The sequence below is a fragment of the Lacinutrix gracilariae genome, assembly GCF_042684485.1.
Taxonomy (GTDB): domain Bacteria; phylum Bacteroidota; class Bacteroidia; order Flavobacteriales; family Flavobacteriaceae; genus Oceanihabitans; species Oceanihabitans gracilariae.
This window is the reverse complement of sequence record NZ_JBHULM010000011.1, coordinates 1711161-1723708: the sequence shown is the minus strand read 5'-3', so window position 1 is coordinate 1723708 and position 12548 is coordinate 1711161. Positions and strand designations below refer to the sequence as shown.

The following is a 12548-nucleotide window of genomic DNA, read 5'->3' as shown; positions in this document are numbered from 1 at the left end:
TTCAAAGATAGTTTTTTGACCTGAATTTCACTAATTTTCAGGAATCTGTTCCTTTAAATTATTAAATACTAACTGCTAAATTATTAAATAGCTTGGCTTTAGTTTCAAAAAAACTGTTTTCTAATAAAATTGCTTTTAAGCGTGCATCCATAAGTTTTCTTTCTCTTGCATTTACTAAAAACAAAGAACTTTCTCCTAATGTAAATTTACGTTCTTCGGCAGCTACTAATTGCTGATAATCTTGAATCATTTTAGCTGTTAAATCGTTTTGAACAACATACGACTGCAACTCATTTTTAATAGCATCTACCTTATTTTTAATACTAAGTTTAGACAAACTAATATCTAAAGAGGTATTTTTCATTTTTAATTTTGCTAGTTTTAAATCTCCGCGTTCTTTTCTTAAAAACAACGGAAAAAGCATGGTTACACCACTTTTATAATTGGCAGTATTAAAACTATTAGTCGCTTCTGGTGTTTGTGATAAAAAATTATATTGCAAGTCTATTTTAGGCAATAGCATATTTGCTTTTAGGCGTTTTTCTATTTTTAAACTTTCGTATTTATAGCTTAAAGATTGTACTTTTGGATGCATTTCAACATCAAAATCATACAAAGCTAATTCTGAAATATTCAAACTATCATCAATACTTGCCTCGCTATTTACATTTGGTATTACGTTGTCTTGCAACTCGACAGGAATATTATTTTCTAGCCACAAGTAATTAGATAACTCTAAAGTTGCTTTCATGAATTTCACTTTTGCTTTTTCATGTAACAACGCTCTTTCATTTACAACAATTCTTGCTTCTACTGCATCTATTGCTGCACTTTCACCAACTTCTACATTTTGCTTAATACCATTAAACCTCACTTGCGCATTGGCTAAAAACTCTTGATATAGGTTTACTTCATTATACGCTTTTAACCAATTAAAATAAACCAAAGAAGCCTCAAAAAGAATGTTATTTACAATAATATCTCGATCTGCTTCTGCTTGCTGCTTAAAAAGCTTTGCTTGTTTTAAAGAAGCCATGCGTTTGTTAATAAGAAGCCCTTGTGCCACAGAAAACGAAATTCCTGCACTATACAAACCATCTTCAGGAAGTGTAGATTCTGGATTTAAATATACACCATCTGCTTCTTCAAAATTTGCCTTAAGCTCTATACCATACCAAGTAGGAATTTTAAAGGATGTGTTTAATTTATCATAATATTCTGTGCCTTTAAACTTCTTTCTATTATAATCTAAAGCTAATTTAGGATCGAAAGCACCTCTTGCTTTTAATAATTTTGCTTCACTTTCACTGATTACCAATTGTGCTTGTTTTGCTATAGGATGATATTTTTTTACAAATGCTAAATACTCATCAAAACGCAACACAGAAAGGTCTTCTTGCGCAAAAAGCATACTTGAAAAACAAAGCAAAAATAGAGTTAATCGCTTTTTCATTCTTTTACTTTTTTATCTGTTTTATTGGTTTCAGGTTGGTAATAATTAGGCGGAAAACCATTTAGTGTTCGCCATAATTCAAACCAAATTGGTACATCTTCTAATAAAGCCATTGTTTTGGCTCCAGAACCAACACGAATAGCTTCTGGCCAATTTGCTTCTTCACCATCTGGAGCTAGTAACACTCTATATTTTCCGTTGCTGCTTATAAAATTTTCTATAGCAACTACTTTTGCGCCATAGGTTCCATAAGATACGTTTGGCCAACCACTAAAAACAATTGCAGGCCAACCATCAAACTCAACACGTACTTTTTCGCCAACATGCAACAATGGCAAATCTAATGGCTTCACATAAGTTTCTACAGCCAAATCATATTGTGATGGCATGATATTAACTAGGCTTTCTCCTTCTTTAAAGGTTTCGCCTAAACCTCCACGAATGGCTTTGTTTATAAATCCGTTTTGAGGTGCAGTTACATAACGAAGTTTGTTTCGCATTTCGTAATTAGAATAACTAGTTTCTAATTTACTCACTTGTGCTTCTGTATCAAACTGACTAGATTGTGCAGTAAATTTATCGCTTTGTGCTTTAGATACTTTATCATTAAACGAAGCATTAACACTAGCTATTTCTACCTGTGCATTAATAACATTGTTTTTACTTGCCAATAGTTTATTTTCTTGCGAAATAAGTTTTGCTTGGGTTTCTTGAAGCTTCAACCTTTTTTCTTCTACATCTTTTAATGCTTTTAAGCCTTCCTCTTGAAGTGTAACTATACGATCAAATTGTGTTTGTGCAATTTTTAAATTGGTATGTGCTGCTTCTAGCTCAATACTATCGCTTTTTACTTTTAAATGCGCTTGCATTAATTTGTTTTTGGCTTGTTCTAGCTTTAAATTTCTTGCGGCATTTAATGCTGCAATTTGCCTATCTAGCGCTTTTACTTTTTCAGAATAAGAGCTTACAGATGCGTTTTTAGAATGTATTTGATTTTCTGTTCTTGTTACTAGATTAGGATCAAAATAATCGCTTTTAATTTCAGAAATTTCAAGAATAGTATCTCCTTTTTTTACTTGATCTCCTTCTTGTACAAACCATTTTTCAATTTTTCCAGGAATTGGAGATTGTATGGTTTGTGGTCTTTGATCAAGCCTTAAAGTAGTTACTTTTCCTTGTCCACTTATATTTTGTGTCCATGGAAAAAACAACACTATAAAACAAAAAATAGCAAAGCCTAAAAGAAACCTATTAAAATACTTATAGTATCTTTTGTTAAAGGTTTTTCGTCCGGATTTATAGGTATTAAAATCGAACTTTTTATGTAATGTATTGTTAGATATATTTAGCATAGCATTGATAAATTAAATCATTTTTCCTTTGTGTAATACAATAGTATTTTGGCATTTTTCTTTCCACCTTTTATTACCACTTACTACTATAACAGCCCAATTGTTTGCCTTATCTAATAAAAAGTTCATAACCCTTTCCCATTCGGTAAATTCAAACTGGTCTAAAGGATCTTCAAGAATTAATAGTTTTGGTTTTCTAACAATTGCTCTAGCTAAAATTATTTTTTTTGCATCTGTATACGCAATTTGTTTTCCTTCTGGATTAATAATAGCATTAAGTCCTTTAGGTTGTTCTTTAACAAATTTCAGGAGTCCTACTTTTTCAATGGCCCAAAAAACGTCTTCGTCTGTAAGACTAGCATCTCCAAAAGTAATATTTTCACGAAGCGTAGCTTGAAAAGGAGTTTCATCTGATAAAGACATTCCTATTTGTCCTCTATATTTATTTAAATGAATATTGCTTAAAGAAAAGTTATCTAAAAAGATACTTCCTTTTGTTGGCTTTATTAATCCTGCAAACAAACGCAACAAACTAGATTTACCTGCTCCACTTTCTCCACGAATCAAGGTACTTGTATTGGCATGTACTTGCATAGAGATATTTTCTAATATATTTTTATCTCTTTTAGGTACATTATAGGTTACGTTTTCTAGTTCTATTTTAAAATTGTCTTTAAATATAGGATCTTCTCCTGTTTGGCTTTCTAATTCTTTATCTACTACCTGACCAATTTTTTCTAAAGAAGTTAAAATATCATAGAAAGACTCTAAACCAAGTATTAGTTTTTCAACAGAACTAATTACCAATAGTATAATTATTTCTGCTGCTACAAATTGTCCAATATTCATTTCTTGGTTTAAAACTAAAGCACCACCAATAGTTAACAAACCAGCAGTTACAATAACCTTAAAACCTATCATTTGTATAAACTGAATGACTAACACCTTAAAATGTGCTTCTCTAGAATGTAAATACTTATCTACTAAAGCATCATTTTTGGTTAATGCTAAATTGGTTTTTCCAGACAACTTAAAACTTATAATAGTTCTTGCAACTTCTTGAATCCAATGCGCAACTTTGTATTTGTTTTTAGATTCTTGCAGACTTGTTTCCATTCCTTTACGTGCTGTAAATTTAAAAACCACATATACTAGTATTAAGAGTATAATACCAAAAGCAATAAAAAAAGGATGGTAAAAAGAAAGTAATATAAGTGCAAACACAATTTGCAAAACTGCTGCAGGAATATCTACTAATATTTTAGCTAAGCCCTTTTGCACAGTTAGTGTATCAAAAAAACGATTTGCTAATTCTGGTGGATAATAACTACGTAGCTCTTCCATTGTAATTTTTGGAAAGCGATAAATAAACTCAAAAGACGCTCTGGTAAAAACACGTTGCTGAAGGGTTTCTATAATTCGCATTTGCATCAATTGCAACACACCAACAAAGGCAACACCAAGAGTAACTAAAACAACTAAAACAATCCAAGAGGTAGTTACTTGTGCTCCTTGTAATAAGATAATAATTGCTTGAATACCTAAAGGCAAGGATAGCGAAACTAATCCTGCAAAGATGGCATAATAAAACACTTGAAAAACAGCACGCTTTTCTAATTTAAGCAAACCAAAAAGCCTTTGCCAAGGCGTCATTGTATTATTCTTCATAAATTTATTTTAAAGCATTAAAGGTGAGTTCTGTAAAAAATTGGGTTGGTGTGGTTGTTGCATCACAATCTGTAATAGACTTAAAGTGTTCTTTTAAAAAATGCTGATGCAAAGCTCCTTCAACTACTGTACTTGCAAGAGTGGATGCATATTTATACTTAGGGTTTATTTTAATCATCATATCTCGCAACCTAGTTACTAATCTTTTATAGACAATAAAGTATCCTTCTTTATTTTCGGTATCTACTTCTTTGGTTAAGTACGATTTTGAATACTCATTAATAACAATTCTATTTAATACAACTTCATTAATATACAAGAACGTATTATCTTCTTTAATCGACCTTGTAACTACTTCAATAGCTTTTTGTAGTTGTAATTTTTCATCAGTAATATTATGCGTAGCAAAAACAAGTTGATACTCTATCCAAGCCCAATACCACGAAGTTAAATACAATAAGAGTTTGTGCTTACTTTCAAAATAACGATATATAGAACTTTCATTAGAACCAATTTTTACACCTAATTTTTTAAACGTGTAACTATCAAAGCCTATTTCATCTATTAATAATATACTTTGCTCTATAATACGTCTACCTAATTTAGAGGACTCAGGATCTTTAAGATAGATTTTTTCTGGTACATTAATTTTTAAATTTGATAGTAAATTAATCATAATTACATATTTTGATTGCAAATATAATAGTATTACTATTAATTATGCAATCGAAATAAAAAAAAACTGCTAATGCAGTTATTAATAAAATTTATAATTGATCTATTTTAAGTTTCTCTTCTTTAAAAACTTGTATTTCTGGAAGCTCAGAAATAGCCAACGTAATGGCGCGTAATGCTTTTTCTTTTTTGTTTTGGTGCTTATAAATTTGTGCCAACCTATAATTTGCCCAAGCTATTGGCACACCATCTTCAGCTCTATAATTTTTTATATAAGTCTGTAAACATTGTTCTCCTTTAGCTAATTGTACATTATACTCAGCAGCAACCTTTCCTATTTGGTAATGCAATGCATTACGTTTGTGTTTTTTTTGTGATGCCTCTATAGTTGAAATCGCTTTTTCTGGTGTATTCGTACTTTCGTAAAACCTAGAAAGCTTCTCATAGCAAGTTAAAGACCCTCCTTCTGTAATTGCCATCTTATAATATTTCTCTGCTAAATCTGGCTGTTCATCATATTCATAAATATAACCTTTGGCCAAATAACCATCTACCTTAGATAAGGCTTCTAGCTCATTAGCATATTGTAAAGATTTACTTTGGCTTCCTCCAACTATTGCTGGTAACTGCATATATAATTCTACTAAAGCCCAACGCGTATTTATATGCTTAGTATCAAGTTTTGCTGCAGTTAAAAAGGCTTCTTTAACATCTCCAATAATAGTTAAAGCTATAAACTTATTTACTTGCAAAGCCTTCATACCTAAAGCGCCTCCATATTTATAATGGTAATTAGCTTCTAACGGTTTTGCCTCTACCAATTTTTTATATTGTGTAATGGCATCATCCCATTTTTTTTGGTAACCATAAGCATCTCCAAACAACTCAATAGCTTTTAAGTTTTTTGGGTGTTCTGCAATAATTAATTGGAGTAAATTTTCTGCGCTTACATATTTTTTTTGCATTAAAAGCGCTTCAGCTTTGCCAATATTTTGTTGGCTAAAGCTCAATAAAGGAAACATTAATAAAACAAATAATTTATGCATAGCATCAGGTTAGATACAACAAATATAACCTTTCAAAATCTAATTTAAGAAAGTACTATTTACTTAAAAAAAAGTTAACTTCACTCCACAAAACGCTGATTTTACGAATTCGGTGTTTTTTGGAACACATTTTGAAGTTAGCTTTACGTAAAACTAAGCACATGAAACACACCATCTCTATTCTTATGATTATTCTTTTTGCAAATTTTTCTCAAGCACAAAACAACGATTACAATAATCTTTGGGAAGAAATAAAACAATTAGAAAAAAAAGGCTTAACCCAATCTGCTTTAAAAGCTGTAGAAGCCATTAGCGTAAAAGCAAAAGCAGATAAAAACGCTCCACAAATTGTAAAAACACTACTATACAAAAGCAAATATGCTTTAACGTTAGAAGAAGATGCACAGCTAAAAATTATAAACGATTTTAAAGAAGAAATCAACCAAAGCGTTTCGCCTACCAAAAATCTACTGCAAAACATGCTTGCCAACTTATATTGGCAGTATTTTAATCAAAATCGTTATCTGTTTTACAACAGAACAAAAACCGAAGACAAAGTAGATGCCACAGATTTTAGAACTTGGGACTTACAAACACTGTTTGCCGAAATTAGTACTTACTACCAACACTCTTTAAAAAACAGCACACTACTACAGCAAACAAGTTTAAATAATTATGATGCGCTTTTACTAGAACAAGAAAACTCTAAACTATTTAGACCTACTCTTTTTGATTTACTAAACCATAATGCCTTAGAATTTTATAAAACTACAGAGAATAATATTACCAAACCTGCCTATACATTTGAAATAGATAAAGAAGCTTATTTACGAGAAGCAGAAGCTTTTGCTAACTTAAAAATCACTTCTAAAGATAGTGTATCTTTACAATTGCATGCTTTAAAAATCTATCAAGAACTTATACAGTTTCACAGTACAAACAAAACAGCAGAAGCTTTAGCAGATGTAAATATAGAAAGATTACATTTTGTTAAACAGCATGCTACTTTTAAAGATAAAGAGACTATTTATTTAAAAGCTCTACAAGCAGAAAGCAAACAATTAAAAGGAACTACAATTTCTGGCTTATATGATTATGAAATTGCTAATTTATTCTTAGAACAAGGGTATGAATACCAACCAGAAACCAAAGAAGAAAACCGTTGGAAAAACAAAGAAGCACTTGCTATTTGCGATACTGTTTTAAAGCAATTTCCTAAAAGTATTGCTGCACAAAAATGTCAAATTTTAAAGCAGCAAATTTTACAACAATCTTTACAGATTACTACAGAAACACATTTACCAATACAAAAAGAAGCAAGGCTTTTAATTCGCTATAAAAACATAGACCATATTTCTTTTACAGTATATAAAATTTCTGAAAACCAATTAGAACAACTAAACAAAACATACACACAAGAAGAACAGTTAGCCTATATAAAAAAACTTGAAAGCGTTACACAATGGCAAAGTACATTACGTAATGAAAAAGACTACCAAACACATACCACAGAAGTTATTTTACCAAAATTAAATAATGCACGCTACATTATTTTAGCAGAAACAAATAATGGCTCAAACACCTTTGGCTTTGCAAACCTACAAGTGACTAATTTGGCTGTAGTTGAAAACAAAGTTTCTGATAAAACCGTTTTTCAAGTAGTAGATAGAACCAACGGAAAACCTATTGCAAATGCCAAACTTAAAATCACTTATTTAAAAAATAACAACCGCAAACAACAAGTAAAAAACCTAGTTACCAACACGAATGGCGAAGCTTATATTTCTAAAACCAAAGAAAGATATAACAATCTAAAAATAGAAGTCGTACACAACAACGAGAAAGCCTATTTTGGCAACTATTATATTTACCAACTTTACAAAGAGAACAACAATAAAGTAAACGAAACCTACAATGGTTTTCTGTTTACAGACAGAAGTATTTACAGACCAGGACAAACCGTTTTCTTTAAAGGCATTGCCATAAAAACCAATAACGATGTCTCGGAAGTATTAACAGATACCAAACTAAACGTCACAATAAAAGACGCTAATTATCAACAAATAAAAACCTTAACATTTACTACCAATGCATTTGGTTCTTTTCAAGGCGAATTTATTTTACCAAATACAGGATTAACAGGTAATTTTAATATTAGTATTTCTTCTGAAAAAGTACACATAAACGGAAGCACAAATATTTCAGTTGAAGAATATAAACGACCTAAATTTGAAGCTAAATTTCTTCCTATTACAGAAACCTATACCATAAATGATGAAATTACAGTAAAAGGAAATGCGCTTGCTTACGCAGGAAGCAACATTACAGATGCTAAAGTGGTATATAGAGTACACCGAAAAGTACAATACCCAAGATGGTATTATTGGTATAGACCATCTTTTATTAGCGAACCACAAGAAATCACTTTTGGAGAAAGTAAAACCAATGCTAAAGGAGAATTTGAAATCAAATTCAATGCGCTTCCCGACCAAAGTGTAGACAAAAAAAACCTACCTGTTTTTCACTATGAAATAACAGCAGACATTACAGATTTAAATGGCGAAACACAAAGCGCAACCACAACGGTTAATGTTGGCTATCATGCTTTATTGGCCAACCTTTCAGTTGCCAACAAACTAGATAAAAATAGCAAAGAGCACACTTTACAAATAGATACCAAAAACTTAAATGGCGAATTTGCTCCTGCAAAAGGAAGTATTAAAATTTATAAATTAATTGCACCTCAACACGTTTTAAGACCTAGACCTTGGGATGCTCCAGATTATCAAGACATCTCAGAAAAAGAGTTTAAAACAAAATTTCCGCATGAAGCATATCAAGACGAATATAATAGCAATACTTGGCAAAAAGGAAAACTGGTTCTAGACGAAAAGTTTGACACCTCAAAAAAGAAAGAATTAAAATTAGGGAACATTAAAAAATGGCAGTCTGGAACATACTTAATCCTTTTAGAAAGCAAAGACAAATTTGGTCAACTAGTAAAAGACCAAACCAAAACAACACTCTTTAGCACTAAAGACAAAGATTTAGCAGACAACCAATTATTTAGTAGCACAACAGATAAAGACAGTTACCAACCTGGAGAAACTGCTTTAATAACATTTGCTTCTGCTGCAGAAGATGTCTATGTTTCTGTTTCCGTTGAAAAAAATCACAAAACAATTCAACAAGAGGTTATTCATTTAAACAAAAATAAAAAAACCATTAGTATACCTGTTACTAAAGACGATGTTGGTGGTTTTGTGGTGCATTATAGTTTTTCAGCTTTTAATAGTTACCATAGTTCTAGTATACATATTACGGTTCCGTATCCAAAAACCGAATTAGAAATAGAAACACAAACCTTTAGAGATAAACTACAACCAGGAACAAACGAAACGTGGAGTTTTAAAATTAAAGGACCTAAAGGTGAAAAAGTGAGTGCAGAGTTACTTGCAAGCATGTATGATGCTTCACTAGACCAATTTAAAGCGCATACTTGGAATTTTAACCCAATTAGTCAGCCAGATTACTATACATACAATACAAAAAACGCAAGGCAAAGTTTTGGCATTTCTGGTTTTAGAGTGTATAATAAAAATACAAGTACTGCATCACAATTGTATCAAAATTACGATCAAATTAATTGGTTCGGATTTTATTTTGGGCATTCTAGAATGTTGTATGATGCAGATAATGTGATGATGGCAAAACGAAGCGTTTCGCAACAAAAACAAGTTGCAGGTGCTCCTGTTGTTGAAATAGAAATGTCATACTCCACTTTAGATGAAGAAATTTCAATAGAAAATGCTTTATCAGAAAAAGCAGGTGGCATAAAAGTTAACAAAGAGCAAACAACACAAGAAGATGCATTCGCTGCAGTAAGCATTAGAAAAAACCTACAAGAAACGGCATTTTTCTTTCCGCAATTACAAACAGATAAAGACGGAAACATAAGCTTTAGCTTTACAACTCCTGAAGCATTAACTAAATGGAACGTACAATTATTAGCACATACCAAAAATTTAGAAAGCGCAGTTACTAACCTAGAAACAGTTACACAAAAAGAATTGATGGTACTACCAAATGCACCTCGTTTTTTACGTGAAGGAGATGAAATAGTAATTAGTTCTAAAATTGCAAATCTTACCAAAAAGCAAATTACAGGAGAAGCTGTGTTACAACTTTTTGATACCACAACAGGAGAACGTATTGATAAAAAACTATACACAGAAGCCGAAATACCTAGTGCAACCTATTCTGGAAGTTATGGTACAAGAACTTTTACTGTTAATGCAAACGGAAACACGCAAGTATCTTGGCTGTTATACATTCCTGAAGACATTGCTGCTGTGCAATATAAAATTATTGCGCAATCAGAAAACTATAGCGATGGCGAACAAAACGTGCTTCCTGTGTTAACCAATAGAATGTTGGTAACAGAAACGCTTCCAATGTGGATTAAAAGCAACCAAACAAAAACTTTTACTTTAAATAAGTTAAAAAACAATACTTCTACTACACTTAAAAATCATAATCTAGCTTTAGAAATGACAAGCAATCCTGCTTGGTATGCAGTGCAAGCGCTTCCGTATTTAATGGAATATCCTTATGATTGTAACGAGCAAACCTTTAGCAGATATTACGCAAATGCGTTGGCTAGTCATATTGCAAATAGCAACCCTAGAATTCAAGAGGTTTTTAAACAATGGAAAAACACAGACGCACTACTTTCTAACCTAGAAAAAAATCAAGAATTAAAATCTCTTTTAATTCAAGAAACACCTTGGTTACGTGATGCACAAAGCGAAACCGAACAGAAAAAACGCATTGCCTTGTTATTTGATTTAAACAAAATGAATAACGAATTACAAATCGCAAAACGTAAACTAGAACAAAACCAAATGCATAATGGCGCTTGGTCTTGGTTTGCTGGAGGAAGAGAAAATCGTTACATCACACAGCATATCATTACAGGTTTTGGTCATTTAAAACACTTAAATGTCATTCCGAGCGATAGCGAAGAATCTAATATGATTAAAAACGCTATAAATTATCTAGATGCAGCATTTGTAGAAGAATACAATGACATTAAAAAATACAACAAAAATGTAGACCTAAGTAAAGACCATTTAAGCAACATGCAGTTGCATTATTTATACATGCGAAGCTTTTTTCCTGAAATTAAAAAAAGTAAAGAAGTACAAGACATTACAGCATACTACCAAACACAAATAAAGAAACATTGGTTATCAAGAAGTTTATATGCTAAAGGAATGATGGCTTTAATTTTAGAAAGACTAGACGATAAAAACACTGCAAATGCCATTTTAAAATCGTTAAAAGAAAACAGTATTACTAATGAAGAATTAGGAATGTACTGGAAAGAAAACACCAATTCGTGGTATTGGTATCAAGCACCAATAGAAACCCAAGCCTTATTAATTGAAGCATTTTCAGAAATAGAAAATGACACAGAAACCATCGATAATTTAAAAATATGGTTACTTAAAAACAAACAAACCAACCGTTGGAAAACCACCAAAGCAACCACAGAAGCTATTTACGCTTTATTACTACAAGGTAGTGATTGGTTAAGTGTAACAGATATGATAGATATTACTATTGGTAATCAAGAAATAGATCCTAAAAAACTTGAGGCTGTACAAGTAGAAGCAGGAACAGGTTATTTTAAAACATCTTGGAAAGGCAACGATATTAAACCAGAAATGGCAGAAGTGAAGATTACTAAAAAAGGAAAAGGAATTGCTTGGGGAAGTTTATACTGGCAATACTTTGAAGATTTAGATAAAATAACAACAGCAAAAACACCTTTACAACTAAAGAAAAAACTGTTCTTAAAAAAGAATACAGATCTTGGTGAAGAACTAAAAGAAATTACCATAGATACTAAGCTGCAAATTGGTGACCTAGTTCGTGTTCGTATAGAATTAAAAAGCGATCGTGCCATGGAGTTTGTACACATGAAAGATATGCGTGCTGCAGGACTAGAACCTGTAAACGTACTATCACAATACAAATGGCAAGATGGTTTAGGGTATTATGAAAGTACTAAAGACGCTGCTACCAATTTCTTTTTTGACTATTTACCAAAAGGAGTTTTTGTATTTGAGTATGATTTACGTGTAAACAATTCAGGTTACATGAGTAATGGTATTACAACCATACAAAGTATGTATGCTCCAGAATTTAGTAGCCATAGCCAAGGAGTAAAAATTACTGTAGAATAAATACTAAAGAAAGATACCCTTTTCCTCTTTTCAAGGGAAAAGAACCTAAGTACAGAAGGATTTTACAAGAAAACAGCTATTTGTAAGTAAACATTTAACAACA

The 12548-nt window shown here is 31.5% G+C and carries 6 protein-coding genes; 1 reads left to right on the top strand and 5 read right to left on the bottom strand.

Features of this window, described 5'->3' with window-relative positions:
* Nucleotides 1-61: 61 nt before the first annotated feature.
* From ACFSSB_RS14525 to ACFSSB_RS14505, 5 genes are all read right to left on the bottom strand, one after another.
* On the bottom strand, nt 62-1453 hold the full coding sequence (locus ACFSSB_RS14525; RefSeq protein ID WP_379905529.1) for a TolC family protein: 1392 nt from the start codon (nt 1451-1453) through the stop codon (nt 62-64).
* Nucleotides 1450-2805 carry an HlyD family secretion protein gene (locus ACFSSB_RS14520; protein ID WP_379905526.1) on the bottom strand — a complete coding sequence of 452 codons (1356 nt, stop codon included), beginning with the start codon at nt 2803-2805 and terminating at the stop codon, nt 1450-1452. Before ACFSSB_RS14520 ends, ACFSSB_RS14525 begins: the two co-directional genes overlap by 4 nt.
* Before the next feature lie 12 nt (nt 2806-2817).
* Nucleotides 2818-4473, bottom strand: coding sequence for a peptidase domain-containing ABC transporter (locus tag ACFSSB_RS14515; protein WP_379905524.1), 1656 nt, complete (start codon nt 4471-4473; stop codon nt 2818-2820).
* Between the two features lie 4 nt (nt 4474-4477).
* Nucleotides 4478-5149 carry a TetR/AcrR family transcriptional regulator gene (locus ACFSSB_RS14510; RefSeq protein WP_379905522.1) on the bottom strand — a complete coding sequence of 224 codons (672 nt, stop codon included), beginning with the start codon at nt 5147-5149 and terminating at the stop codon, nt 4478-4480.
* Between the two features lie 91 nt (nt 5150-5240).
* Nucleotides 5241-6194: a tetratricopeptide repeat protein gene (locus ACFSSB_RS14505; protein WP_379905520.1), complete on the bottom strand. Its 954-nt coding sequence runs from the start codon at nt 6192-6194 to the stop codon at nt 5241-5243.
* 161 nt (nt 6195-6355) lie between these two features.
* Between ACFSSB_RS14505 and ACFSSB_RS14500 the strand changes: the two genes are divergently transcribed.
* Complete coding sequence (locus ACFSSB_RS14500; protein ID WP_379905518.1) at nt 6356-12445, top strand: alpha-2-macroglobulin family protein; 6090 nt, start codon at nt 6356-6358, stop codon at nt 12443-12445.
* Nucleotides 12446-12548 lie beyond the last annotated feature (103 nt).

Bases quoted from the DNA above. Each gene is read 5' to 3' on its own strand.
- ACFSSB_RS14525 (WP_379905529.1), bottom strand. From the start codon at position 1,453: ATGAAAAAGCGATTAACTCTATTTTTGCTTTGTTTTTCAAGTATGCTT.
- ACFSSB_RS14510 (WP_379905522.1), bottom strand. From the start codon at position 5,149: ATGATTAATTTACTATCAAATTTAAAAATTAATGTACCAGAAAAAATC.
- ACFSSB_RS14505 (WP_379905520.1), bottom strand. From the start codon at position 6,194: ATGCATAAATTATTTGTTTTATTAATGTTTCCTTTATTGAGCTTTAGC.
- ACFSSB_RS14515 (WP_379905524.1), bottom strand. From the start codon at position 4,473: ATGAAGAATAATACAATGACGCCTTGGCAAAGGCTTTTTGGTTTGCTT.
- ACFSSB_RS14520 (WP_379905526.1), bottom strand. From the start codon at position 2,805: ATGCTAAATATATCTAACAATACATTACATAAAAAGTTCGATTTTAAT.
- ACFSSB_RS14500 (WP_379905518.1), top strand. From the start codon at position 6,356: ATGAAACACACCATCTCTATTCTTATGATTATTCTTTTTGCAAATTTT.